The organism is Enhygromyxa salina (assembly GCF_000737335.2).
GTDB lineage: Bacteria > Myxococcota_A > Polyangia > Nannocystales > Nannocystaceae > Plesiocystis > Plesiocystis salina_C.
This window is the reverse complement of sequence record NZ_JMCC02000032.1, coordinates 1-23,994: the sequence shown is the minus strand read 5'-3', so window position 1 is coordinate 23,994 and position 23,994 is coordinate 1. Positions and strand designations below refer to the sequence as shown.

The window sequence follows — 23,994 nt, the reverse complement described above, 5'->3', positions numbered from 1 at the left end:
TTATGACGACATCCCCCACCTCTCGACGCGGCTTCATCTCGCTGCTCGCCGCAGCGCCAGCGGCGTTGCTGCTACCTCGCAGCGCGCACGCCGACGGGGCCACGGTCTTGATGATCGGCAGCAGCATGATGGGCGGCGGCTTTGGCTTGTACTTGGGCCAGGATCTCGAGCGCGAGTTTGGCTGCACGATCGATCGCCGCGCGAAGGCTTCGTCTGGCTTGGCGCGGCCGGACTTCTACGACTGGTTCAAGCTCGGCGCGAAGGCCCGCGAGGAAGCCAAGCCGGACGTCGTCGTGTGCATGTTCGGCGGCAACGACGGTCAAGGGATCTACATGGGCCGCAAGGCCGATCCCGAGTGGTACCGCTACGGCGATCCCGGCTGGATCCCCGAGTACCGCCGCCGCGTCAACGCGTTCGCCGACGCGGTCGCGCCCGCGCACGAGCGCTTGTTCTGGCTGGGCATGCCGCAGGTCAAGTCCGAGAAGCTGTGCAGCCGCGTGGCCGCGATGAACGAGGTCTTCGAGGTCGAGATGTCGCTGCGACCGAACGCACGATTCGTCTCGACTTGGGACGCGTTGACCGTGCGCGGGGCGTACAGCGATCACCTGGTGATCGATGGCACCCGCACCCGCGTGCGCTCCGGCGATGGCGTCCACGTCACCCCAGCGGGCGCGCACCTGCTGGCCGATCACGTGCGGCCGTACATCAGCGACGCGCTTCGTTAGTCGCTGGGCTCGTCGCCCTGAGCCCGGCCGGCTCAGCGCCACCAATCCCGAGGTGGGGGCGGCGGCGCGAACTCGCGGCCCGACGGGCGCGGCGGCTCGCGGTCCCAGGTCCGCACCGGCCGACGCACGGGCCGATCGTCAAACACCACACCGCGCGCGCGCAGCCCGTCCATCGAGTCATAGCGCATGACCAGCAGCTGGTCGGGCTTCTTGTTGTGCTTGCGCTTGAACGAGACCTCTTCAACTGGCGCGAAGGTGCTCTCTCCGTATTCGGTGCCAAGCGAGTTGGGCTGCTCGGGGGCCGCCCAGCTCGCACCCGGACCCGCCTCGCCGCGCTTCTCGGCGCTGCGGCGGGCCTTGTCCGCGCCGCTGACAACCGACGAAGGCGGCAGCGGAACGCTAGAGTCCTCACCGGGGAAGGGATCGCCGTCGATCGGCGCGAGCGGCTGCTTGTGTCGCCGGGTTCGGACCTTCTCGGCGAACGCGGCGACGCCGATGATACCCACGTGGACCGGCGTCCCAAGTCGCGCCGAGTAGCTGTCGGCGAGGTCGGCGAAGCGGAACGCGGCGACGCTATCGAGCGACTGCCGGTAGCCCTCGATCACCAACACACCAAAGGGATCAATCACGTAGCCGCGCTGCTTGGCGTAGTCGCCAAGTCGGCCGCTGATCACGTCGCGCCCATCGACGCTGACCACCACCTCGACGCGCTCCGGGCTGTGGTTTTGCAGCCGCAGGTTGTAGCGCTCCCCTTCGGAGCCGCCGATCCACACGTCACCACCATGACGAAAGCTGGGAAACTCGCCGCCGTGGGGTGACTGGAGCTGAAGGGAGACCAGCGGGCTCTGGGGTTCGATCGGCGGCGGCGGACGCCGGGCCTCGGCTTGGTTCTCGGTCGCTCCACTCGTCAACACGGCAGTGCCGGCGATGGCGACACCGACCTCCATCATCCGGATCAGGGCGCCACGTCGGCTCAGGTTGGGATCTTCGCTTCGCTTGGGGTCGTGCATGGTCGTGTCCTCGCGGCCTATCGTGGGTCGGCCCATGGGTGCCGATCTGGGGTCTCGAGTCGTTGGGGCCGGGGAACGCGACCCTCTGGGCATGACTTACGGCGGCCCTGCTCCCGGGCGCCGTTCACCTGTTGGCTGTTCGAGACGGGCGATCCATGGAACACTCGCGCAGGTATGGCGAGCTGGAGCGAAAGCCGCGGCACCACGCTGGTCCTCACTCACGCCCGCGGCCCCGACCGCTACGCGAGGGTCTCGCTGGTCACCAAGCGGACCCTGCTTGGCGTCGCGCACAACGTCCGCGAGGCCCGAGCCGAGGACGCAACCCGCAGCGGCCGCGAGCCCGAAGCGCTGGGGCGCGGGCGCATGTTGTCGTGGCGCTGGCTGGCCGAGGGCGAGGCCGAGGCGCTGCTCTCGGCCCGGCTGCGAACCCTCGAGGCGCTTGGCTACGCGGTGCTGGGGGGCGAGAGCGGTGAAGGTCGCGGACCGTGGGACTGGCTGCGCGACTTGGTCACGCGTCAGCTCGAGCGGCGCGAGGCAAGCGACGGCGACGGCGAGCAACATGACGAACCTGCCCACCAAGCCCACGCTGGCGTCGCTAGCTTGCGCGAGTCTCTCGACCGCCTGGGCCTCGAGCCGAGCGCGCTGATCGAAGGCATCGCATCGATCCTCGAGCTCGATGAACGAGCGCTGCGCGAGCCGACCGCCGCGACCTTGCGCGAGCTCGAGCCCGAGCTGCTCGAGATGTTGTTGCCGGTCTGGATCGAGCACGAGTCCGAGCAGCTGCGCGCAATCGGTAAGCGATGGCTCGCGCTCCCGGCCACGCCCTACGAGATCGATGTTGCGGTGCTCGAGCGCTGGGCTGGCGGCGCGGGTGTGCTGGCGGCCTCGCTCGCCCCCCGGCTCGAGCGCGAGGGCCTGTCGATGCTGGGACCCGAGGCCCTGTCCAGGTTGGCGCGCACGGCCAAGGATCCGCGGGCCAAGTCCGTCGCCACGCGCTGGCGCGAGCGCCTGCGACCACCCGTGCGCGCGCCCGGCTGAGCGGAGGGCGGGCGCTCGCAACCGCGTGGTTCTGTGTGTGCTCGACCAAAGCTGGTAGAGTCGAGGTGTGTCGGGCAAGGCTGCACTCGCGCTCCAGGGCGCCCAACAGGTCGTCAAGTGGGCGCAGGACCACCCTGACGAGGTCAAGCGGGCAGGCTCGTGGCTGCGCGGAATGTTGTCGAGCACACCTGCGCCCGTGCTGGTGACCGGCATCAAGTCGGTGGGTAAGTCCGTGCTCTGGGACTTCTTGTCGGGCGCCGCCTACACGGAAGGCTACTCACCGCCGGACACTTCAGCGAGCATCGGTCAAGCCAATCTCAAAGGCCGGGGTGCTGGTGGCAAGAAGGTTGCGGGGATCGTCATCCCCGGAGACCCAGATTCACACGCGCGTCAGGACGCTTTCGAACGCCACTTCACGTCCCGCAAGAGCGAAATCTCTGGGTTGATCTATGTGGTGTGCGCCGGACTGGCGCACCCGCGGTCGCCCGACGCCCAGGCCCATCTGCTGCGGACGCATCCGAGCATCGAGAGCTTCGTCGAGAAAAAGCTCGAGGAGGAGCTGGAGGACTTCGACAAGACCTGCCACGAATTGGAGAGCTACTGGCGCAAGCACCGGCGGCCATTCTGGCTGCTGGTGGTGACGGCCAAAGCTGACCTCTATCAGGACAGGTTGGCCGGCGTCTCGGATTGCTACTGTCCTGGAGGAGGTGGCGCGTTTGCGCGGCGTGTGGAGCGCCTGCAGTCGAACATCGGGCGCCTCAACGTTGCGGTCGACTCGGCCGCCGTTTCGTGCCTGCCCGAAGACTTTGCGTGGGGTGACTCGATCGTCAAATCCGAGATCGACGAAGCTGCTCGGCGAGCGTATGTCGTTCGCTTGAGGGCGAAGATCTTTGATCTGTGCCGTGCATGAGGACAGACTGATGAGCCTGCCACTCCGAGAGCACCCGCCGTTTCTTGACGAGAGCAACCAGCCGGAGCCGGTCGACGTGATGCCGTCGAGTTTGCGCCCGCCGAAGATCGATCGGGAGATCGCGCAAGTGTTGGCGTTGATCGAGGTGGCTGAGCGAGAGCAGGAACGCGCACGGACGCAGGGTCTCCAGACGCTCTGGATCGTGCCCACGCTCGTCGTCACGATCTTGGCTCTCTCGACGGCGTTCTACTGGTTCCAGGCCAATAGCGTTGCCATCGCGTTGATTGTCGGCGCAGGCGCGACAATGCTGTTGTTCACGACGACATTCGTCCTCCTGTCCACGCGGCGACGTGAACAGCGACACCGTAAGGCTGCGGCCGAGATCGCCGAGACCATCCGCGAGGTCATCTCTAGCCCTGGCTGGAGGCGCAAGCTCGACCCGCTCGAGTGGGCGCTCGTCCGCACACGCGTTGCCCAGCTCGATCTCGTGGATCTCTCGCACTTTCGATAGCCGGCTGAGGCTCAGCCAACCTCGCCAAGGCTGCCGCCGAGGTCGCCAAGATCCATATCAATGAAGTTGTGGATGTATCCGCAGGTCCCGCACGCGTAAGAACGGACCGGAGCCGAGGCCGTGAACCCGCCTTCGGGGGAGCCAAACCGCAGCGTGCTCATCTTGAGCGGGAGCGGGTTGCGGACGTCGTGCCCGGCGACGATCGCGACCGGGAGCAAGTTGCCGCTACACATCACACACGACTTGCGCACGGTCTTGCGCCGCTGCTCGTACTCGCCGCTGAGCAGGCCCTTGAAGCGCTGCTCGGCCTCGGTCAGCTCGGCCTGCAAGCGATGGTTCTCACGCTCGAGGGTTGCGACCTCGAGCATCAGCGCCTGCTGCTCATCCCGATACGCCACGCCTGGGGATCTTAGCGGAACCTGAGCGCCGTGCATGATCTAAGGTGCGCCGGTGCGGTACCAACAACGCGAGTGCCAGGCGGCCGGCTGCGGGCTGCGGTTTCCGGTGGCCGAGGCGAGCGAGCTTGGGGCGAATTGTCCCTTGTGCCAGTCACCTACGCAGTTCGTGGGTGAGGTCTATGACACCCACGAGATCACGCAGCGCCGGGTCGCGGCGGGTCCCCCGGTCGAGGCCTTGCTCGACAACATTCGCAGCTTGAGCAACGTGGGTTCCATGTTTCGCACCGCCGATGGGGCCGGCGTCACCCACATGCACCTGGGCGGGTTCACGCCGACGCCCGCGCACCCCAAGTTCGCCAAGACAGCGCTGGGTGCCGAGCGCAGCGTGGCCTGGAGCCATCACCCCGATCCAGCGGCGGCCGCCGACGCGCTGGTTGGCGCGGGCAAGCGGCTGTGGGCGCTCGAGGGCGGGCCGCGCTCGCGCGACCTGTTCGAGCTGATCGACGAAGCGGGCGGACCCGGTGATCCCCCGATCGTCTTGGTCCTTGGCCACGAGGTGTCCGGCGTCGACCCCCGCGTGGTCGAGCGCTGCGAGCAAGTCGTGCGGATCCCGATGGCCGGGATCAAGGGATCACTCAACGTGTCGAGCGCGTTCGGGATCGCAGCGTACTTGCTGCGTCACGCTCGCGGCGTCGTGATCACACCGCGCGGTTGATCTCGAGATCCAGCGCGAACAGCTTGCCCTCGACGACGAACACCCAGCGGTAGGGCCGTGCCTCGAGGTCTGTCAGGGTCCCCCGGGTGTGCAGGTGAACGCGCTGAACCGGATCGCCCAGCCACTTGTTTTGGCGACTGGTCACGGTCAGCTCTTGCTCGAGATCCAGATCGGGCACCTTGTTGGCCCCGGCGGTGTCACTCAGCCGCGGCGTCCCAGCCAGCGCCACGTCGATCTCGAGCTCGCCGCCGTCGAGGCGCACGGTCTGGTCGATCGTCGCGTTCATCGCGTAGATCGTGGTGACGACGGGCTGCGAGAGCACCCGCGCGGTGCCGTCGAGCTTGGGATCCGGCTCACGAACGTCTAGATCGTTGCGCGGGTACAGCCGCAAGGTCGCGCGCAGCTGAACCGCCTGCGGGTTGCCGAGCTGGCTCGAGAATTCTTGGCTCGGCGCCTCGCCGACCAGATCCACGCTGGCCTCGTCCATGCGGACCTGCTCAGGCGGCGAGAACTCGACCACCCGCGTCAGCACCAGCGCCGCCCCGGCGGCGAGGATCAGCCAGCTGTTGCTCGACAGCCAGCGCGCGATCCTTTGGGTGCGAACCGGCGCGACGGCCTCCGCGCCAGCGCTGGCGACGGGCCCGGGCTCACTGTCGAGGAGGTCCTGCTCGACCTGCTCATCATCATCCTCGCGCATCGCGTGGACGCTGGCACGGCTGTCCTGAACCTCAAAATTTGTGGCGAACGCTCACCCGTGGCGAGGATCCGGGATCTGGGCTCACTCGACGAAGTCGATCTCGGGCTCGCGGCCCTTGAACCCGTTGAGCGCGGGTGACTGGTAGCGCGCGTAGTCGATCTCCCAGGGCGTTGCCTTCAGCTCGCCATCGGTCCGCGTGATCGTGAGCGCCATCGGCCGCACGTCGCGGTAGTTGGAGTCGGCCGGGATGTCATCGTTGTCGAGCCCGCCCGCCGAGAACACGGTCAGCAAGCGAACGTCGTCGTCGCGGTAGACCGACTTGAACCCGGCGTTGACCTTTTCATGGCCGCGCGCCATCAGGTTGCAGCCAAGCCGGCTCATGAACGAGCGGAATTGTTTGCGCCCGAACGGAAACCGGGCGCTGGCGGCCTGCAGATCCTCGGGGATGACCTCGGCGCGGCTGGGGTCGCTCCACAACATCTGAAACCGGATGTCGGGGTCGTTGAGCGTGGACATGTCTTGCCAGCGCTCGCGGATCAGCGCGTCGCGGGGGATCCCGGCGTGGACGAACAGCATGCGATCGTGGATCAGCATGTTGGGCATCGAGTCGAAGAACTTGAGGTAGCGCTCGAACACCTCGTCGGGGACATGGTTGACGAGCGAGTTGATGGCCTCGGCTGGACGCACGCCGCCGTAGACCCTGCCCTGATACTCAATGTAGTACTCGTGGTTGCCGCGCAGCACGTAGACGTGCTCGGGCACGGTCAGCAGCAGCTTGAGCACGGTGCGAAGGATCCCGTTGTACGAGAACCGCCCGCGGTCGATGTAGTCGCCAAGCAGGACCAGCTTGATCTCGGGGTTGTTGGCCGGATCCGCGCGGTAGCGCTTGACCTTCTCCATGAAGTCGGCCTGCATCAAGGCGCCCTTGAGGCACGAGTAGCAGCCGTGCAGATCGCCAAGCACGATCATCTCGAAGTCGCGGTCGCTGGGCGGGACCACGTGAACGTGGCCGTCGAGGAAGCCCGGCCCGCCAAACTCGAGATCATCGACCGAGCCCACACCGCTGAGCTTGCCCGCGCCCTCGGCCCGTAGCCCGTCCCAGTAGGCCTGGGCCTGATCGAGGACCGCGACGTCGGCGTCGATCTGCTTGCGGATCTTGCTTGGGTCGGCCGAGTAGTGGTGCTCGAAGCTGGTGAAGAAGGGGTGGTTCTCGGTCCGCGGCTGCAGATCAACGGGCTTGGCGAGCTCGACCTCGTCGCCGATCATGTCCTCTTCGCCGATCATGGGATCTTGATCGAGCAACGCCGCGAGCTCGTTGCGGAACTTGACCTCTTCGGGGTGGACGACGCCGTCGGCCCCAATGAACTCGTCGACCACGCCCAGCAGCGCCGCCCGATTGTCAGCGTCGAGGTCCTTGAACATCTCGAACGCCCGCAGCTTGAGCTTGGACTTGACGAACTCGCCGATGTCCTCGCCGTCGGCCACGGCTTCGGTGAACAGCTCTTTGACCTCCCGATCAATCTGCTGAAACACCTCTACATAGTGGTCGTGCTCACGCTCGATCGCCTCGAACCGGGCCTCGGCAGACAGCTGGTCGCCGTGGCGCTCGTCGATCCGGGTGGTCACGACCTTGCGCAGGTACGCGCGCACGAACGCCTTCTCGCTGAGGTCAAACTCGCTGTCGATGTAGCCACACGTGGTGAGGTAGAAGATGACCGCCTCAATCTGCTGCTCGGCAATACGGGGGTCCAAGGAGAGCTTGATCATCTTTGCCGTGTTCCTGTCGGGGTGACGTGCGGGCCTGTGAGGGCGCCCGGCGTTGGGCGGGCCCGGCCGGAGCATAACCGTCTGATCGACGGTTTGGAGCCACCGATCCAGGCCACGGGCGCAATCTGCGGGAACCGGCGGCCAAGCGGCCCGGCCGCGAGCGGCGCAAGATTGTCTTCAGGACCAGACGCCAGCGGTCAGAGTGCGGTAGCCTGCCGCTCGTGCGCTGCCACGCCTTTCAGCTCCCTTCGGAGGTGTACCGTGAGCTCGAGGCCCAGATCCTCGAGGGCCTGGCCAGCGCGACCCTCGAGCAGCTGGGCTATCTGCTCGGGGACCACGACCTGCAGATCGAGCTGCTCAGCGGAGAGTGGCGGGTGCTGTTCGAGGCGACCGAGGAGCTCTCGTATCAGGTCATCGATCTCGGCGAGCGCCGCACTCGAATGGCGGTATCGCCCGACGAGCTGCCCGAGTTCGTCGAGCTGCTGCGCGATCCCGAGCGACAACGAGCGTGGGCACCGATCAGCTTCGGGCTGGCCGAGCTCGTCGACGCGCTGCCGCAGGGCATGGGCCTGGTCGGGCTGGTCGTCGTCGAAGAAGACGACGACTGGCTGTGGAGCGAGTCAACCCACGAGATCATCGCCATCCGTCCCGAGGTCTACTCGCTGATCGAGCCGCACATGCGCAAGCTGCTGGAGCTCGGGGACTACGGCGCGCTCGCGCGTCTCGCCGGGGACCACTCCGAAGGCGCGATCGAATTCTCAAACGACCGCTGGTTCCAGCTCGGCCAGGGCATCGTCAAGTCTGCGCCAGAGCTGATCCCCGTGATCGAGGCCACGCTCTCACCTCCGGGGGTCTACACCAGCATCCGCGAGGCGCTGTCGCGGGTCGCGGATCCCCGCACGCAACCCAGCCTCGACGCGTGGCTGCGCGTCCACTCCGGCGGGCACCAGTACGGGTTGTTCTTCCGCGACGTTCGGCGCGAAGTTGAATAGTGATGCCTGTGAGGGTCATCTACTCGTGAGCGGGGTCCGAGGGGCGGCCGCCTTGCGCCGGGAGATCCGTGATCGGGCCCGGCGCGAGCGCTTGACGACGACGATCCAGGCGCTCGGCGACACCGAGGCCGGCCGCGAGTTTGGCCTGCTGCGCCTCAATAGCTTCGAGGACTTTCGGGCCTCGGTGCCGCTGCTGGACCCGGTCACCCACGCCGAGCGCGTCACCGCCCGGCTCGGGTTTGGGCTCGACGAGTTTGACGGCGAGACGCTCAGCGCCGCCAGCGTCGAGCGAGCGGCCGTGCGCGCGGCGTGGGTCGAACAACTTGGCAGCACGCGGCCGCGCCGGATCGCCGTGCTCCACGCGGCGGCCGACGATCTATTGGTCGAGCGCATGCGCCTCGATGACCTGCGCACGCTGGGCGACGCGGTCGAGATCATGCGCATCAACACGATGCCCACAGATCCCGAGCGCCTGATCGAGGATCTGCGTCGGTTTCGTGCGGACATGATGTTGGTGCCCAGCCTTGCGACCTGCGGGTGGCTCGAGCAGCTCCTTCGCGCCCCGCTCGAGCGCAAGCTCCCGCAGCTGCGGTGGTTGATGGCCGAGCACGACCTCGACGAGCGCGTGCGCAGCCGGCTGCCGGTGATCAACGCGGGGTGGCTGCACGGGGCCGGGCGCGTGGGGCTTCCGGCTCGACGCTCGCCACACGACGCGTTCACGCTGGCGGTCCGCAGCAGCTTGATCGAGCTGCTGCCCCACGGCGATCCCGAGAATGATCGCCGCCAACAGCTAACCGAGCGCACGGTCCTGCCGGAGGCCGCGATCCTTGGCGAGCGCTACGAGCTGGTGCTGAGCTCACCCCTGGGGTTCTTGCGGCTCCGCAGCGGGCTGCACGTGCGCGTGGTCGGGTTTAGCAACCCTGGGCTGATCGAGGCTGCGGCGTCGGATGAGCCGGGCGCGACCGGATCGCACTCCTTGCCGTGTCCCCGGGTCGTGCGACTGCCGACGCCGCCGGCCGACGCCGCGCTCGAGGGGGTCACGCTGACCGGCGCGTGGTTGACGGCGAGCGTGCGCCAGGCGTTCTTGCCCGAAGATCCGGCGTTGATCGCCGCCGAGATCGCCGCCGATCCCGACGCGCTGGATGTGTCGGGCCGCGCCTCGCGGACCGGGCTGGATCCCTTCACCGACACCGAGCTGGGCGCGAGCCGAGCGGGGTCGCGTCGGCGGGGCCCCAAGCCGCGCGCGCTGGTCGTCCGGCTCGAGGTCCAAGGCCAAGCGGTGCCCGCCTTCCCCATGCGAGTCTCCGAGCGGATCGACCTGGATCTGCGTCGGCGCTCGGGTGCCTACGACTGGCTTCGGACCGCGGACGAGCTGTGGGAGCCGCGGGTCGTCATCGCCAGGTCGGGGACCGCTCGCAAGACCCGTGAGCGGCGGATCCGAGCGCTGTGGGGCTCGGTCGCGCGTCCGGTCGTCCAGATGGCGTGAGCTGAAAGTGGTCGACTGAGAGGAGCCCAACGCTTGCGGGATCAGATTCTGGACCACGCCGAGTCGCAGCTGTTGAAGTACGGCTACAAGGCGTTTCGCGTCGACGAGCTGGCGCGCGCGGCTGGGATCAGCAAGCGCACGCTCTACGAACAATTTTTGACCAAAGAAGCGATCGCCCAAGAGGCGCTCGCGCGTCGGCTCGAGCGCTTGGCGGGTGCGATCGAGCGCGTGAGCCGGCGGCGCCCGGCCGACCCACCAGCGCAGCTGCGAGAGTGCATCGCGCTGATCTGGCAGGCCGACGGCGAGGCGCGTCCTGGATTTTTCCGCGACCTCGAGGCCACGCCCGCGCTCGCGGAGCTCGTCGCCGCGTTTCAACGCCGCGGCGCCGCGGCGCTCGAACGCGTGATCCGCTCGGGGATCCGGCAGGGCCAATTCCGCCGCGGCCTCGATCCAAGCCTGGTCCGGCGCCTGCTCGTGGCCGCCGTCGCGCAGCTCACTGGCGAGCCACGCCCCAACGAAGACCGACCGGATCCCCCCGAACAGACGATCGACGCCATCCTCGACCTGATCTTGCACGGCGTGACCGCCGTGTGATCCGCCGCAACTCGCGGCGCACGCGAATGTGCGACCCATGCCGCGATGAGCTTCATCTTCGAGCCCGACGTCCTCGCCCGCATCGCCAAAGACGCGCTCGACCAACCACTCGAGGTCATGGTCGACCAGATCGCCGAGCAGCTCGAGCGCGAGTACCCCGGCCACATCCGTGACGATCGCGAGTGGGTGCTCAACAACGCCGGCGGCGCGATGGGCATGATGACGGTGCTGCACGCCTCGATCACCGAGTACGTGATCATCTTTGGTTCGCCGATCGGGACCGAGGGACACACCGGCAGGTTCTGGGCCGAGGACTACTTCTTCATCCTCGAGGGCGAGCAGTGGGCCTACTCCGAGACCTCGCCGGTCAAGGAGATCTACCGACCCGGAGACCTGCACGTGCTCCCGAAGGGCGTGGCGCAGGGCTACCGCATGCCGGATCGCTGCTTCGCGCTGGAGTACGCCCGCGGCTTCATCCCCGCGATGTTGCCGTTTGGGCTGGCCGACACGATGTTCGGGACCCTGGACTGGCGCACGTTTGGGCGCACGCTGAGCAAGTACGGCGCCAGCTCGATCAAAGAGCTGATGCAGGGCAAGATCTGAGGGCCGGGGCAGCGCCGCTGTCTCGGGTGAGGATCATGTGCTCGCCCCCCGCCGCTTCATCTGCTCGAGTTTTCTGTCGATGTTGCTCGTTGCGCTCGGCTGCGGTCAGCCAGCCGTCGAGCAGACCGAGCCCGCCACGACCCACGCTGCTGCGTCCGAGGCCGAAGCAACGCCCTTGCCCGGAGCTCGGGCCAAGGTCATCTTGGTGCCGCTGCGCAGCTTCCCGGACGACCTGCTCGTCGCGGTCGAACAGGCGCTCGAGACCGAGCTCGCGGTCGAGGTCGAGGTCCACGCGCCCGTTGAACTACCCGAGGCGGCCTACTACCCGCCCCGCAAGCGCTACCGCGCCGACGCCCTGCTCGACTTCCTCGACAGCTACGCCGCGGACGCGGGGATCGATCCTTCGGTCAAGCTGCTCGGCCTGACCGAAGTCGACATCTCGACCACCAGCGAGCCCCATGAAGACTGGGGCATCTTTGGGCTCGGCCGCTCGCCGGGTCAGAGCGCGGTCGTGTCGAGCAAGCGGCTGTCGCGTCGACCCAAGAACCGCGAGCACGTCCGGTTCCGCCTCGCGACCACGTCGGTCCACGAGATCGGCCACACCTTTGGCCTGCCGCACTGCCAAGAAGAGCAGGCCGGCTGCGTGATGCTGGACGCCGAGGGCGGGATCGAGAACACCGACGCCAACACCGGGAAGCTTGGCCCAAGCTGCGCCAAGAAGCTCGAGTACCTGACCCTGTTCTAGTCCACCTGCTCACGGGGGCGGAGCAATTCATGGGTGGATGGTGGCCAACCGGGTGGGTCACCGCCCGTGGCGCTGACGTGCGCCGGCTTGGGGGCGCTCGTGTATGTGGGGGCCTCGCTTCGGCTCGATCCCGAGTAGGCCGCCCAGCTCGGCTCAGCTCTCGAGCTTGTCCACGATCAGATCGACGAACTCCTCAGCCTCGAGCGCCCGGTACGAGTAGCCGTCCTCGAACCACTCCACGACCGAGTCTTCCTTGCCCTGCTTCACCATCTCCGTGACCGCCGGGTACGCCTCGCACAGCTCGACGAGCCGCCCGATCACGCCCTCCGCCGCTGGGTCCGAGCGATAGCGGGTGCGCAGCCACGTGATGATCAAGTAGACCAGCGTTGGGTCGGCCGCTTCGACCAGGGTGTACGAGTCGGCAGTCGACAGGATGCCCTGTTCGATGCCCTGGAGGATCCGGAGCGCCGCTGCGCGTTCGTACTCGAAAGCCACGCGGCACTTTAGCTCACCCGAGGCCTCCGACCATCCCCAATCAACCAGATCTGGCCTGAGAAACACCTCACGCAGACGCGAACAAGTCACTGCAGCGCTCGACCATGTCTCGCACGCGCTTGGGGTCCACGGGCTCGCGGACCACGCCCCCCCGCTTGAAATGGGTTCCAACGATCGCAGCGTCGGCGTGAGGCAGCAACGCTTGCGCATTCTTGGGACCCAGACCCGAACCAATCACCACGGGCCGGCCCGAGGCCGCCCCACGCACGCGCTCGAGCAAGGCGGGGTCAACGGGCGCCCCCGTTGCTGCACCCGTCACGATCACCGCGTCAGCTAGGCCCCGGTCGATGCAGTCGTGGGTCGCCGTCTCGGGCTCGAGCGGGGCGAGCGGGGTCGCGTGCTTGACCAGCACGTCCGCCCAGATCTGCACCGCGCGCGCCCCCAGCAGCTCGCGCTGCCGCAGCGTGCTCGCGGCCTCGCCTTCGATCAGGCCTTGGTCGGTCACATACGCGCCCGTGTGCACGTTGACCCGGATGAAATCCAGCCCACACGCGGCGGCGATCCCCAGGGCCGTGTGGGCGTCGTTGCGCAGACAGTTGACCCCGACCGGGACCCCGAGCTGCTTGCTGCGCGCACACACCAAGGCCAGCGCGGCCGCCTGCTGCGGCGGCGTGCGATCCCCGGCGCTGCCCTTGACAAACGGCGCGGAGCCAAAGTTTTCGACGATCAACCCAACCACGCCGCCAGAGACGAGCGCCTCTGCGTCGGCCCAGGCCCGCGCGTAGGCGCCCTCGAACCCGCCCGCTCGATAGGCCGGATCCCCTGGCAAGGCAGGCAGGTGAACAACGCCGATCAGTCCGCGCAGGTGCACGATCCGAAGCTAGCCAGTTCTTCCGGCCCCCGTCCAGCGTGGTGATCTTCGCCACAGGCTTGGCCCCGTCGCTGTTGCGGGTGGCATCGCGCCGCTAAGGTCCCAGCCAGGAGCAGCCCTCCCGCAGCACCTCGCCATGCGCCGTACGATCTTTTCTGCCCCGAGCAAGCCCAGCACCCCCTCAGCGAAGCTGCCGCCGCGCCTTGAAGGTGGGCTGCCGCTGCTGGGTCACGCCCTCGAGTTTCGCAACGATCCGATCACGCTCATGACCCGGGCCCGCCGGCTGCATGGCGACCTGTGCACCGTGGCGATGCCGGGCACAGACGCGATCGTGATGACCGGCGCCAAGGCCCAAGAGAAGTTCTTTCGGGTCAGCGACGACGACGTCAGCCAGGCCGAGGCCTACCGGCTCATGACGCCGATCTTCGGCAAGGGCATCGCCTACGACGCGCCGCCGCCGATCATGAAAGAGCAGCTGGGCTTCTTCCACGAAGCGCTGCGCGAGGCCCAGATGCGAACCTACGCGCAGGGCTTCATCGATGAGGCCGTCGACTACTTCTCGAGCTGGGACGACTTTGGCCTGGTTGACATGTACGAGGTTGGCAACGAGCTCACGATCTACACCTCGAGCCGCTCGCTGCTTGGCTATGAGTTTCGCCAGCAGCTCTCGGGTGAGTTCGCCAAGCTCTACGCCGACATGGAGGCGGGCCTGAGCGCGCTCGCGTTCATGGCCCCCAACCTGCCCACCCCAGCGTTTCGCAAGCGCGACAAGGCCCGCGCACGCATGGTCCAGCTGATCAGCAAGATCGTTGAAGATCGTCGCAGCCGCGGCACCGTCGGCGAAGACATGCTGCAGAGCCTGATGGACGCCAGCTACAAAGACGGCCGCAAGCTCAGCGAGAACGAGATCAGCGGGCTGCTGCTCACGATCATGTTCGCCGGCCATCACACCAGCGGGGTGACCTTCTCGTGGACGGGGATCCTGCTGGCCCAGCACCCCGAGTGGGTCGCCGAGCTGCGCGCCGAGCAGCGGGCGCTGCTCGGTGATCGCGACGAGCTCACGCTCGAGGATCTGCGCGCGATGCCCAAGCTCGACGCCACGATCAAAGAGGTGCTGCGCATGTACCCGCCGATCATCGTCATGATGCGCAAGGTCGTGAACGACTTCAGCTTTGGCGGCTACGACATCCCCCACGGCAGCATGATCTTCGCCTCGCCCACGGTCTCGCACTACATGCCCGAGGTGTTCCCGGAGCCCGAGCGCTTTGATCCGACGCGGTTCATGGATCCCCGCAACGAGGACAAGAAGAACCCGATGGCGTGGATCCCGTTTGGCGCCGGCCGGCATCGCTGCATGGGCATCATGTTTGCCCAGTTGCAGCTGCGCGCGCTGTGGAGCCATTTGCTGCGCAACTTCGACTTCGAGCCGGTCGAAGAGAGCTACGCGCCCGACTACTCGCGCTTGCTGGTTGGGCCGCGGCACCCCTGCCGGCTTCGCTATCGTCGGCGGTCGCGCAAACGCGTGACGGCGGCGGCCTAGACCCTCTATCATCACGCCATGTCCGGTCGCTTCTCGATCGTGCTCTCTGGGGGCGGCTGCAAGGCGTTCTGGGCCAACGGTGTGCTGCGAACGATCGCGGAGTCGCTGCCGCCGATCGATCACTGGGCGGGCGCGAGCGCGGGCGCGGCGTTTGCCCTGACCCAGGTCTCGGGGCGGTTCGAGGACACCTTTCGTCGGTTCTTGGACAGCGTCGCCGCCAACCCGCGGAACTTCCATCTGGATCGGGCGCTGCGGCGCCAACGACCGTTTCCGCATGACGAGATCTACCGCGACGCGGTCCGCTTCGTGCTCCGCGACCGCGGCTTTGATCGGGTCCGCGCGGGCGCCCCGGTTCACATACTGTTGAGCTACGTGCAGGCCGGGTATCCGTTTGTGTCGACCAGCTGGAGCGCGGTGCGGGCGTTCGCGGATCGCCGCCGCCGCGGCGTGTTGCATGGGCCCACCCAGCTGCCGCCTGGGGTCGGCGTGGAGGTGGTGTGCTCGCACGAAGCGATGGACGTGCAGCAGCTGCTGGATTGGACGTTGATGTCGTCGACGATTCCACCGATCACGCCGATCCAGCGCAAGGCGGGGCGGCGGTATTTGGATGGTGGGTTGATTGATAATGTGCCGATCCGTGCGCTGCCCCAGGCCGCGCGGGCGGAGGGGTCGAAGGTGCTGTGTTTGGTCAGTCACCACGTGCGGGTGCCGGAGCGGCCTGTGCAGTGGGTGGATGGGGCGATGGTGCTGTACCTGGCCGCGCGGGCGCCTTTGCCGGTGCGGGTTTGGGATTATACGTCGCCTGAGCGGGTGATCGCGGCGATCGAGCTTGGTGGTCGGGATGGGGTGGCGCTGCGGGATCGCGTGCGGGCGTTTGTCGACGCGGCCGGGCATGCGCGGACGGGCTAGCAGCCCCTCGGATTCTGAGGATAAGTGATTGAAATTATGGGGTGTGCGGGGGACGGTGAGAAGCCGTCTCCAGCATGTCTCCAACGCCGGCGACCCCGACGCGGGGACGAGCGTTCGCCCGCCGCGGTGGCGGGCTTTCGAGCAAGGCGATCGCCGCCTCGGTCGCGCCGGGTGACAGATGCATGTAGCGCTGCGTGGTGATCAGCGACGAGTGGCCAGCGAGCTGCTGGATCACCCGCGCCGCCGCCCCGCGCATGGCGAGGTGACTGCAGAACGTGTGTCGAAGCGAATGCGGGCCGTGCTGTCGCAGCTCCGCACCATCGAGCGCTTGGCCGAGCAAGGTTCGCCCGTTGCACGGGCTAATCGGCTCGTTGGCGTTCCGTGTGAACACCAGCGACCGCTTCGCTTGCTTCAGCTCGCCGAGTACCGATGCGAGCCGCTTGGTCATGGGCGTGTAGCGGTCGGCGAACTCGGCCATCGTTGGTACCTCCTTCTCTTCGGTGCCGGCCGTGGTTTGGCCGGCCGGCGTCGTGCCATGAACCAGCAGGTGGCGCTCTCGCTCCCTGCCCCAGCGCAGCGACGCGGACTTGCTCGAGTACGGCGACTTGCGCCGTTCTCGGTAGGTCTTGCCGTTGGCCAGGCGGATCATGATGTCGACTTCGTAGCCCCCCTTGCGGTAGGGCCTGATTTTCACGCTCATCGTTGTTGGCTTCCCTTCAACGACACGGCGCGCGAGCTTCCGTTAGGCACGCCCATCTTACCGGATGGGCGACCTCGGACGCGAGCGCCGATCGTCATGTTCCAGCTACTAGTTCGAGCAGCTGGCTCGGCTACGGATCGATGCTGAACTCCCAGCGACCGACAAAGACGTTGCCCAGCTTGGGATCATTGTCGAGAGCGCGCACAGTCACGACGCCTCGCATGCTGTCCTCGCTGAACATGATCTGCTCGAGCAGGCCGCTGTCGCCGATCTTGATCATCCTGACCATCTCGCGGTCCACGTACCACTCCTTGGTCAAGTTGCTCGGCTCGAAGGTCTGCTCGGGCTTGCCCTCCGATCCGTAGCCCTCCCGCTTCGGCTCGACGGACCTGGCCGCGAGCAGGACCTTCGACCGCGGCACCTCGATCAGATCGCCAACCCTGAACCCGTGGCCCGCGTGGGCGCCGTGGTGCTCGGAAAACACGACCGGCGCAAGGATTCGAGCCCGGACCACCGTCTTCTCGACGCTGAGCACCTTCGCCGAGATCAGCTCTTGCCGGGTCTCGGTGTAGTTGGCGACCGGCTCGCTCTCGACCGCGACCACGATCTGATCCTCTTGGGTTATCGCGTCGACGACCGCGTCATCGGGTGGCCACGAGTCGGGGAACTGTTCGTTGAGCACCGCTTCGAGCTCGAGTAGTAGCGGGGCGGTCTGCTACCCGCTCCGCACCTGCATACACGCGAGGTCATCATGCACCACCGTTCTCCCCGTTCTCCCCCTCCACCGCGGCGGTCGAGCTCGTGACCAAGGTCGAGTTCGCTGCGAGGGTCCGTGAACTCCGGGCTCGCCGGAAGTTGACGCAGGAGGCCCTTGCGGAAGCGTCGGGTCTCGCCGCGGACACAATTCGTCGAGTCGAGTACGCGAGCTTCAACGCATCCCTCGACACCATCAACAAGCTGGCGAAGGGTCTGGATTTGACGACCACCCAGCTGATGGTCGACAGCTACGACGAAGCCGACGACCTCGCGGTGATACTCCGCCGGCTACCCGAGACAGAGAAGCGTCTCGCGTGCGCCATGATGGGCACCCTCTTCGTCCACGCCGCGGCCAACCGCTGATCGTCAGTGACCCGGCCACGTGTGGTCGACGAACAGCTCGGTGACGTCGACCTCGAGAGCATCGGCGAGCTTGTTGAGCCAGTCGAGGTCGGCGTCGTACTCACCGGCCATCATGGCGAAGAGCTGCCGGCGATCGATCTCAGCGCGGTCAGCGACGACCGTCAGCGGGATTCCCTTGGCCTTGGTCAACCGACGGAGGTTCTCGGTCACGACTTCGTGCGCTAGTGGGTTCCCGACGTGGCCGAAGGTACAACACCTCCGCAACGACCCACATCCAGGGCTCTGGCACGTCGTCAACGATAGTCTGACCGTTGGCATCGCGCTGGTCAGGCCAGGGTCCGGTGCCCGAGAGCAGCCTCGACGCCTTGACCGAGTCCGGGCCGTCGGGGGCGGCACCCAGGGCCTGCCCGAACTCGGCTTTGCTTCCGGCCGCCCTCCCCTTGTGGTTGGGGCCCTGTTCGCCACCCGACCCCGCCCGGGCCCACTTCGCCTGCCGATCAACACGCCGAAATGAGCGGCGCGACGTTCACGCAACCCCGACCGCCCATCGCATGTCCTTCCATGGTGCCGATCGAGCGGGGGGCCATCGATGGAGACAACAGGATCGAGCGGCCTAGGGTGCGGGACGTGTACATGGTCCAACTCGACAGCTGGGACCGGATGGAGGCTGACTTGGTCGGGCAGATCATCGCGAACGCGGGGTCTGTGCGCCAGGCTGCGAAGCCACGGGCGACGCTGGGTGCGTGTGTGAAGCGCTACCGTGGACAAACTGCGCCATGAACGCATATTGGCGGCAGGTATTGGTTGGGCCAAGGACTGAACAAATGGAACCGCACGGTTCGTTCTTGTCCTTTGGCGGCAAGCCCATGGGCCGGTCGGCGTTTCGCTACGATCGTTAGTGTGGTATCATGACAACTGTGCGAGCGGAACTCGATAGCCGATCCCTGGTCGGGAGTCAAAATCGTCGCCTGTGCATCTTGGGGACGGGGTGATTGTATGTCTAAGGCTAAAGGTGGTTCTCGATCACCATGGATGTCGGAAACAGCCACGGTTCTTTATGCTGCCAAATATGTGGTCATGACTGACCATGATATCGACGCGCTGTCTGACTTCTATCTGAAAAGGAGGCGGAATATTGAGGCCGTGGTGAAAGGCATCTTGCGTCAGGTTAATCTTCCCTTATATAAGGCGAGTGTCGAGCAAGCAGTTCACATGCTCCTGAAAACAAGGACTGAAAATGATGTCACAGGCCAGATCGGTGAAATTGTGAGTTCATTCGTCCTGAGTCATGAGTATGGCGTCTTTCTGTTTGGCTTATCCTGGCCTATCCGCCCATTTGATGTGCATCGGGGGAATGATGTGGCGGGCGTATGCCTGCAATCCATGAAAGTGTTGAGCGTTGAGTCGAAAGCAACGCGGGATGCTAGCAATGTCCCCACGATTGCCGCAAAGGCGCGAGAGGGCATGAGCCTAGATCTTCTATTGCCAAGGTTTAGGCTGAACATTGATGATGGGCAGAGCCGGCGGGCCGCGATTTTTGCACTGAAGAAGGCGATGAAGAAGGGGGATGTGTCGGATCTAAAATTTACCTCAGACATGGTGGAAAAGCTGGTCTCCGATGAGGTTTTTATCCGTGTGGGGACGGTCGTTCATCCCCGCAGGGGCTCTCGCTATGACTACGATGGCCAATTGGAAAAACTCAAGATCGATGACCTGAGCCATCCGTCTGGCGACTCCAACAAAGGAACCGTCAGATTTCCCACGGCGTTTGTAGACATCGATGTCCATGACATTGATAATGTTCGAGGTGTGATTGTTCATCTTGAATCGTACGATGAGGACGAACTGTGAGTTCAATATTCCCCCCCTCTGCTGAGTACCAGAACTACGTGCCATTCAATGTGGTTCGGCCCCACTGGGATGTGGCGGTAAACACGGAGGTGGACGTCACAGAGAGACTCCGCGCAATCGCCGAAATACGAAAGGTGGCTCACGCACACAGTGTCGCAGCAGAGGCAGCAAAACACGGCCTCTGGGAAAGCAGTGGTGATGCGCTAAACACTCATCAGGAACTGTCGATCGCAGCCGGTCAGTTGTATCTGAGGGCTGCACGTCTTGAGGCTAAGGTTGGGATGGACCCCGGCCAAGTGCGAGAACTCCAGGACAGGGTTGATGCCTCATTGTCGTTCTTAATGTCTCAATATCAGGCGATATCATCTACTGTTGCTGGTCTTATGTGGCCGCTGTCTAGCGAATGCGAGGGGGAACTGGCGAGCATTTTCAGGGCGGCATTCGGAATCCTCGTAAATGCAGGTCGCCCCGACTCCCAAAGTTTGGAGGGGATGGCGGATTTTGGCGACCAGGAGCAGTATGATCTGAGTCAAATGTCTGATTTCGTTGAGGTGTTGACGGCGCGAACGCACACCGTCCTCAAAATGTTGAGTCGATACTTCGTATATGGTGACACGCTTGCGATCTCGGATGTCTGCGAGTCTCTCAATAATGTGTCGAGTGCTCTCGACATCCTAGGAGGAGGCGAACTGTCTTACATCATTGAGCGCATTGTGTCTAATCTCGAATGGTTAACAGCCAACTCCGTATGGAGGCTCCCCCGGGCATTGGGAATTGACGAAGACAGTGATTTCGGGAAGGAGGTGGTGAGGATGCTTGTAGAGCAAGGTAAGTTCTTTCTCTTTCCGAAACAATGGGAGGGCATTCGCAACTTCAAGGTCTGCTCAACAGATACGTATAATGTCATCTCGATGCCGACGGGGGCAGGAAAAAGCTTGTTGGCCGAGATTATAATTACGCGACACCTACATGATTGGACAATGGCGGGAACGAGGAAGTCCAAGCGGGCATTCTTTGTGGTTCCGAGTCGGGCACTGGCCCGAGAGAAGATGCTTGAGATTAGGCGGATTCTGAAGAACCTGGAGAGCCTGAGGGCCTCGGTATGTCAGCTTACTGGAGACATTCTGCTAAATGCGGAAGAGGCGCTTCGCGAATACGATATAATTGTTGTTACGCCGGAAAAAATGGATATGGTGATGAGGCACCGAGACCTCCGTGCTCAGATTGGTGCGGTTGTGGTTGACGAATTCCACAATATCGGCAAAGGCGCCCGGGGGCTTCGTCTCTTGAATACAGTTGCGAGGATCAGGAATAATCAAGTTTCGAAATCGGCATCGGTGCACCTTGCAAGTGCTATTGTCCGGCCGGAGGATATTAGTCGGATTTCGACATGGCTGTCCGCCGAATCTGCGGCGGTAAGGACCTTTCGGTCGGACACCCCGTCTATCTTTACACGGTGCGGTGTGTTTGACTACAGCGGCCAGCGAAATAGTCCGATTTGGCGAATCGACTACGACGACGGGACGAGTGAGACTGTTGCTGCACCGCCTCCTCCTAAGAAGAAGTGGGCATGGAACCAGCACGGGCGTGCCTCCGAGATGCTGGCGGTTAGTTTGGTTGATGAAGGTGCGACGATGGTTTTTGCCACTTCTGCGCGCTGGCGTTTTGTGGATGGGGAGTCCAGTTGCCCCCCAATAGATAAGGCAGTATCGATCGCCGAACTGCTGGAGGAACGGCCCGGTTGGATAAATGATGAAGAAAACCTGGCCCTTGTGGAGGGGCTCCGGAGGCTGTGGGGGCAGCACCCGCTTGTGGATGCCGCTCGGAAAGGGGTGGTTGCACACTGGGGGGGGCTTCCGTTACGTGGTAGGAGGTTGGTTGAGAAAGCCATCTTGAAAAAAGGTGCTGCAATTTTAGTAGCCACGAGTACGCTTGCTGAGGGAGTAAATATGCCTCTGCGGAGGCTGATAATACCAAAATGTGATTTTAACGGTGAGATGTTTGATACGGGTTTTTTCTTGAATCTGAAAGGGCGTGCTGGGCGACCATTTATGACAGAAGAGGGAGAGGTCATCCTGGTTGCAAGCAAGGCAACGACATTGGAGCAGGTGCAGAAACTGCGTCGCGTTTCGTCAGAGGATATCGAGTCGCTTCGTAGTCCAGTGGAAGGCGAGGGAGGGGCTGGTGTGGAAGATGCCCTAGATGGTGCGGTGTTGGCCGTTGTGGCTGAGGAAAGCCCCCTCCGCTCGGATGCGGAAAGTTTGCTTGTGGCACGAGTGACTCTTAGTGATGATGGTGGGCCTGTTGTGCATCAAAAAGTGACTGAATCTGTTGGGAGGTTGAGGCAGTGGGGACTCGTTGATGATTTTGATGATACTGTCGGAGTAACACCGATGGGGGTGGCTGTGTATGAGTCCGGTTTCTCCCCCTCGGATGCAATCAAGACTCGTCGGGATGGTGAAGATAGTGGGCAGTTGGGTGTGCTTGATCGCACGCTGCCTTTGTCTCCAAAAACAGACGGAGCGTACGATGCGCTGGGGGTGTTGCTGGATATGCTCTCGCGGACGGGGTCTTGGGAACAGCTTGAACGCGTCGGCATTAGGAGCGCCAAACAGGCGACATTTTTTATGAGTCAGTGGATTCATGGATCAACTATAGTGGAGATTTCAAAAAAAACGAACAACCATCGTGTCTACATGCATTCTATTCTTGAAGGGGTTCTGGCACCGACTTGCGCATGGTTTTTCCTTTCACTCTCGGCGTGGGTCAGTGATGTATATCCAGGGAATACGCCTGGGTCTTTGACGGAGCGTTTGCAGAAGTGGGCAGAATATGCCTGGTTTGGTTCTCCCCCGGGTTTGGCATTGCGGCTTCTTGGGAGCGATTTTCAAGGGGGGTGGTATCGGGATGATGCACTTGTTGTCTGTGGGGCGATACCTAGGGATGTCAGTCGGATTCTCAACGGCACATCTCGATTTTCAGAGCGGGATATCTACACGCGTCTAGGTCGTGCAGTTGAATTTGTAGACTCTCCAAGGGTGATTGCAGAGCGCTTGTATGAACTCCAGGAGAGAGCATCGCAGAGGGAGAGCTGATAACTCTCGCCTCCTGAAAACGGGCTGTCGCTCCAGATGCCTCCCCAGCATACTTCCAGCAGCGATATGCCCGTCAAAAGGCACATCCTAGCTTAGCGGGTCTGCCCTGACTCCTAACGAAAACCCACAATCATGTCATGAGGCATTAGGTAGAACTTCGGATTATGCCGCTCGCCGAGCGAAGGCGCAACTTGGCCTGCGCTCGGTCGAGGACGCGCGGTTCGGTGCGGTCACCTTCATCCAGCGCGCCGACTCCTCGCTGCGGCTCAACCTGCACTTTCATTGCCTCGTACTCGACGGCGTGTACCGTGAGGGACGACGAGTGCGAGCTGCGAAGAGCTGCGTTTCCACTTGCTCGGCGCCCCCACCAGCCAAGAGGTCACCGAGGTTGCGAGGTGGACCCACGAGCGACTCGGCCGTGTGCTCGAACGTCACGGCCGCTCGCTCGACGAACTCGGTTGCGATGACGCGCCCGATCTGCGCAGCGTCAAAGCCCTCGCGCAGTGATCACGCCGCGCAGACCCGGCACTTTCCACTGTGAGCCGGGATGTTTAACGCGTAGTTGATGCAGTGCACACGTTGACTCTGTCGCGCCGCTGCCGATCGGCATTCCTTCCTCGCGCGCCGCTTTGTAGCTCATCAGCGGCCTCCTCTTCTCAAAGTAGGTCAGCGCTGCGTTGGTCGCCGTGGCGACTGCCGGCTCGAGGTCGGACTTGGCAGCCTCACGGCGTAGATGTCGAACGACTCGCTCTGCACCGTCATCTTCATCCAGCAGCCAGAGGCGGTACATGCCACGCATGTCGTGGGGGTCGCCGTCGTCGCGGGCGGCGATGACAGCGTCGAGGTATCCGACGGCGTGGTGAAAGTCCACCAGTTGCCAGCGAGGGACACCTTCGGGGAGCCGCTCGCGCAAAGCATGAGGCAATATATCGAGTTCGGCGGCGCCGTCTTGGATGCTTGCAACAGGGATGTCACGCCGACCCTCGACCAGGCTGACGACCTCGTCGACCATGCGCGCCACGATTTGCTCGACGTCGCCTCCAGCGTCGAGACCGTAACGTAGGCTGCGACGGGCGACGCCGTCGGTGTCGTAAAGCGTGACATTGCCAGCCCAGGCCATTCGCCAGTTGCACTCGTAGGGGGCGATCGGGCTCCGTTGATATTGGCATGTTCGACGTCAATTAAATTTGCCGGTCAGCGACATTTACTTTTGCCGGTGCGGG

At 64.4% G+C, this 23,994-nt stretch carries 26 protein-coding genes and 1 pseudogene; 17 read left to right on the top strand and 10 right to left on the bottom strand.

All coding sequences use genetic code 11. The features are described 5' to 3' along the window. The first annotated feature begins 2 nt into the window (after positions 1-2). On the top strand, positions 3-725 hold the full coding sequence (locus DB30_RS14120; protein WP_052548989.1) for a DUF459 domain-containing protein: 723 nt from the start codon (positions 3-5) through the stop codon (positions 723-725). A gap of 32 nt (positions 726-757) precedes the next feature. Here DB30_RS14120 and DB30_RS14115 read toward each other — a convergent pair whose 3' ends face one another. Then, the gene (locus DB30_RS14115; protein WP_052548988.1) at positions 758-1,771 is read right to left on the bottom strand and encodes a hypothetical protein; all 1,014 of its coding nucleotides are present in this window, start codon (positions 1,769-1,771) and stop codon (positions 758-760) included. 138 nt (positions 1,772-1,909) lie between these two features. Here DB30_RS14115 and DB30_RS14110 point away from each other — a divergent pair, with 138 nt between their 5' ends. The 3 genes from DB30_RS14110 to DB30_RS14100 all read left to right on the top strand — a co-directional run bounded on the left by DB30_RS14110 (position 1,910) and on the right by DB30_RS14100 (position 4,194). After that, on the top strand, positions 1,910-2,773 hold the full coding sequence (locus DB30_RS14110) for a hypothetical protein (protein ID WP_052548985.1): 864 nt from the start codon (positions 1,910-1,912) through the stop codon (positions 2,771-2,773). 67 nt (positions 2,774-2,840) lie between these two features. Continuing rightward, entirely contained in the window at positions 2,841-3,683 is an 843-nt protein-coding gene (locus tag DB30_RS14105; protein ID WP_052548983.1) for a hypothetical protein, read from the top strand. A 10-nt stretch (positions 3,684-3,693) separates the two neighbouring features. After that, entirely contained in the window at positions 3,694-4,194 is a 501-nt protein-coding gene (locus DB30_RS14100) for a hypothetical protein (protein ID WP_052548981.1), read from the top strand. An 11-nt stretch (positions 4,195-4,205) separates the two neighbouring features. Here DB30_RS14100 and DB30_RS14095 read toward each other — a convergent pair whose 3' ends face one another. Beyond that, a complete protein-coding gene (locus DB30_RS14095; RefSeq protein ID WP_052548979.1) occupies positions 4,206-4,592 on the bottom strand; it encodes a hypothetical protein in 387 nt (128 codons plus the stop codon). Positions 4,593-4,644: 52 nt separating this feature from the next. Here DB30_RS14095 and DB30_RS14090 point away from each other — a divergent pair, with 52 nt between their 5' ends. After that, the gene (locus DB30_RS14090; protein WP_052548977.1) at positions 4,645-5,307 is read left to right on the top strand and encodes a TrmH family RNA methyltransferase; all 663 of its coding nucleotides are present in this window, start codon (positions 4,645-4,647) and stop codon (positions 5,305-5,307) included. Here DB30_RS14090 and DB30_RS14085 read toward each other — a convergent pair. Together DB30_RS14085 and DB30_RS14080 are read right to left on the bottom strand one after the other, a co-directional pair. Then, complete coding sequence (locus tag DB30_RS14085) at positions 5,291-6,004, bottom strand: hypothetical protein (protein WP_052548974.1); 714 nt, start codon at positions 6,002-6,004, stop codon at positions 5,291-5,293. The genes DB30_RS14090 and DB30_RS14085 overlap by 17 nt on opposite strands. A gap of 81 nt (positions 6,005-6,085) precedes the next feature. Beyond that, entirely contained in the window at positions 6,086-7,756 is a 1,671-nt protein-coding gene (locus DB30_RS14080; protein ID WP_240480228.1) for a metallophosphoesterase family protein, read from the bottom strand. 236 nt (positions 7,757-7,992) lie between these two features. On the opposite strand from DB30_RS14080, the gene DB30_RS14075 reads away from it, so the two are divergent. The 5 genes from DB30_RS14075 (at position 7,993) to DB30_RS14055 (ending at position 12,191) form a co-directional block, all read left to right on the top strand. Continuing rightward, positions 7,993-8,763 carry a hypothetical protein gene (locus DB30_RS14075; protein WP_146658836.1) on the top strand — a complete coding sequence of 257 codons (771 nt, stop codon included), beginning with the start codon at positions 7,993-7,995 and terminating at the stop codon, positions 8,761-8,763. A gap of 25 nt (positions 8,764-8,788) precedes the next feature. Next, positions 8,789-10,249 (top strand): GH3 auxin-responsive promoter family protein, encoded by a 1,461-nt coding sequence (locus DB30_RS14070; RefSeq protein WP_146658834.1) that lies wholly within the window; start codon positions 8,789-8,791, stop codon positions 10,247-10,249. A 33-nt stretch (positions 10,250-10,282) separates the two neighbouring features. Further along, positions 10,283-10,843 carry a TetR/AcrR family transcriptional regulator gene (locus tag DB30_RS14065; protein WP_052548967.1) on the top strand — a complete coding sequence of 187 codons (561 nt, stop codon included), beginning with the start codon at positions 10,283-10,285 and terminating at the stop codon, positions 10,841-10,843. Between the two features lie 45 nt (positions 10,844-10,888). Further along, positions 10,889-11,446, top strand: a complete 558-nt coding sequence (locus tag DB30_RS14060) for an ERG2 family protein (protein WP_052548962.1) — start codon at positions 10,889-10,891, stop codon at positions 11,444-11,446. 79 nt (positions 11,447-11,525) lie between these two features. Continuing rightward, positions 11,526-12,191 carry a hypothetical protein gene (locus DB30_RS14055; RefSeq protein ID WP_052548960.1) on the top strand — a complete coding sequence of 222 codons (666 nt, stop codon included), beginning with the start codon at positions 11,526-11,528 and terminating at the stop codon, positions 12,189-12,191. A 153-nt stretch (positions 12,192-12,344) separates the two neighbouring features. Here the strand turns inward: DB30_RS14055 and DB30_RS14050 are convergent, their stop codons facing one another. Both DB30_RS14050 and DB30_RS14045 read right to left on the bottom strand, forming a co-directional pair. Continuing rightward, complete coding sequence (locus DB30_RS14050) at positions 12,345-12,686, bottom strand: hypothetical protein (RefSeq protein WP_146658832.1); 342 nt, start codon at positions 12,684-12,686, stop codon at positions 12,345-12,347. Between the two features lie 67 nt (positions 12,687-12,753). Further along, entirely contained in the window at positions 12,754-13,557 is an 804-nt protein-coding gene (locus tag DB30_RS14045) for a BtpA family protein (protein ID WP_205632978.1), read from the bottom strand. A gap of 136 nt (positions 13,558-13,693) precedes the next feature. Here DB30_RS14045 and DB30_RS14040 point away from each other — a divergent pair, with 136 nt between their 5' ends. After that, entirely contained in the window at positions 13,694-15,097 is a 1,404-nt protein-coding gene (locus tag DB30_RS14040; protein ID WP_052548954.1) for a cytochrome P450, read from the top strand. Positions 15,098-15,115: 18 nt separating this feature from the next. After that, a complete protein-coding gene (locus tag DB30_RS14035; protein WP_052548953.1) occupies positions 15,116-16,006 on the top strand; it encodes a patatin-like phospholipase family protein in 891 nt (296 codons plus the stop codon). 34 nt (positions 16,007-16,040) lie between these two features. On the opposite strand, the gene DB30_RS14030 is transcribed toward DB30_RS14035, so the two are convergent. Together DB30_RS14030 and DB30_RS14025 are read right to left on the bottom strand one after the other, a co-directional pair. Continuing rightward, positions 16,041-16,706, bottom strand: a complete 666-nt coding sequence (locus tag DB30_RS14030; protein ID WP_146658830.1) for a tyrosine-type recombinase/integrase — start codon at positions 16,704-16,706, stop codon at positions 16,041-16,043. Between the two features lie 130 nt (positions 16,707-16,836). Then, positions 16,837-17,388, bottom strand: coding sequence for a hypothetical protein (locus tag DB30_RS14025; RefSeq protein ID WP_052548950.1), 552 nt, complete (start codon positions 17,386-17,388; stop codon positions 16,837-16,839). A gap of 119 nt (positions 17,389-17,507) precedes the next feature. Here DB30_RS14025 and DB30_RS14020 point away from each other — a divergent pair, with 119 nt between their 5' ends. After that, entirely contained in the window at positions 17,508-17,825 is a 318-nt protein-coding gene (locus tag DB30_RS14020) for a helix-turn-helix domain-containing protein (protein WP_052548949.1), read from the top strand. Between the two features lie 3 nt (positions 17,826-17,828). On the opposite strand, the gene DB30_RS14015 is transcribed toward DB30_RS14020, so the two are convergent. Then, positions 17,829-18,035 carry a helix-turn-helix domain-containing protein gene (locus tag DB30_RS14015; protein WP_052548947.1) on the bottom strand — a complete coding sequence of 69 codons (207 nt, stop codon included), beginning with the start codon at positions 18,033-18,035 and terminating at the stop codon, positions 17,829-17,831. An 822-nt stretch (positions 18,036-18,857) separates the two neighbouring features. On the opposite strand from DB30_RS14015, the gene DB30_RS14010 reads away from it, so the two are divergent. The 4 genes and pseudogenes from DB30_RS14010 (at position 18,858) to DB30_RS42260 (ending at position 23,278) form a co-directional block, all read left to right on the top strand. Further along, on the top strand, positions 18,858-19,676 hold the full coding sequence (locus DB30_RS14010; RefSeq protein WP_052548943.1) for a hypothetical protein: 819 nt from the start codon (positions 18,858-18,860) through the stop codon (positions 19,674-19,676). After that, complete coding sequence (locus DB30_RS14005) at positions 19,673-22,771, top strand: DEAD/DEAH box helicase (protein WP_146658824.1); 3,099 nt, start codon at positions 19,673-19,675, stop codon at positions 22,769-22,771. Before DB30_RS14010 ends, DB30_RS14005 begins: the two co-directional genes overlap by 4 nt. A gap of 106 nt (positions 22,772-22,877) precedes the next feature. Continuing rightward, positions 22,878-23,096: pseudogene (locus DB30_RS43095) on the top strand (hypothetical protein); the annotation flags it as partial. 26 nt (positions 23,097-23,122) lie between these two features. Beyond that, positions 23,123-23,278 (top strand): hypothetical protein, encoded by a 156-nt coding sequence (locus tag DB30_RS42260; protein ID WP_240480227.1) that lies wholly within the window; start codon positions 23,123-23,125, stop codon positions 23,276-23,278. On the opposite strand, the gene DB30_RS13995 is transcribed toward DB30_RS42260, so the two are convergent. Next, on the bottom strand, positions 23,259-23,891 hold the full coding sequence (locus tag DB30_RS13995; protein ID WP_146658822.1) for a hypothetical protein: 633 nt from the start codon (positions 23,889-23,891) through the stop codon (positions 23,259-23,261). The two genes, DB30_RS42260 and DB30_RS13995, sit on opposite strands and share 20 nt — an antisense overlap. Positions 23,892-23,994: the final 103 nt, after the last annotated feature.

What these genes read in the sequence shown, in the direction of transcription:
- DB30_RS13995 (WP_146658822.1), bottom strand. Translation starts at nt 23,891, where the DNA reads ATGGCCTGGGCTGGCAATGTCACGCTTTACGACACCGACGGCGTCGCC.
- DB30_RS14100 (WP_052548981.1), top strand. Translation starts at nt 3,694, where the DNA reads ATGAGCCTGCCACTCCGAGAGCACCCGCCGTTTCTTGACGAGAGCAAC.
- DB30_RS14085 (WP_052548974.1), bottom strand. Translation starts at nt 6,004, where the DNA reads ATGCGCGAGGATGATGATGAGCAGGTCGAGCAGGACCTCCTCGACAGT.
- DB30_RS14035 (WP_052548953.1), top strand. Translation starts at nt 15,116, where the DNA reads ATGTCCGGTCGCTTCTCGATCGTGCTCTCTGGGGGCGGCTGCAAGGCG.
- DB30_RS14030 (WP_146658830.1), bottom strand. Translation starts at nt 16,706, where the DNA reads ATGAGCGTGAAAATCAGGCCCTACCGCAAGGGGGGCTACGAAGTCGAC.
- DB30_RS14120 (WP_052548989.1), top strand. Translation starts at nt 3, where the DNA reads ATGACGACATCCCCCACCTCTCGACGCGGCTTCATCTCGCTGCTCGCC.
- DB30_RS14055 (WP_052548960.1), top strand. Translation starts at nt 11,526, where the DNA reads ATGTTGCTCGTTGCGCTCGGCTGCGGTCAGCCAGCCGTCGAGCAGACC.
- DB30_RS14060 (WP_052548962.1), top strand. Translation starts at nt 10,889, where the DNA reads ATGAGCTTCATCTTCGAGCCCGACGTCCTCGCCCGCATCGCCAAAGAC.
- DB30_RS14010 (WP_052548943.1), top strand. Translation starts at nt 18,858, where the DNA reads ATGTCGGAAACAGCCACGGTTCTTTATGCTGCCAAATATGTGGTCATG.
- DB30_RS14115 (WP_052548988.1), bottom strand. Translation starts at nt 1,771, where the DNA reads ATGGGCCGACCCACGATAGGCCGCGAGGACACGACCATGCACGACCCC.
- DB30_RS14110 (WP_052548985.1), top strand. Translation starts at nt 1,910, where the DNA reads ATGGCGAGCTGGAGCGAAAGCCGCGGCACCACGCTGGTCCTCACTCAC.
- DB30_RS14040 (WP_052548954.1), top strand. Translation starts at nt 13,694, where the DNA reads ATGCGCCGTACGATCTTTTCTGCCCCGAGCAAGCCCAGCACCCCCTCA.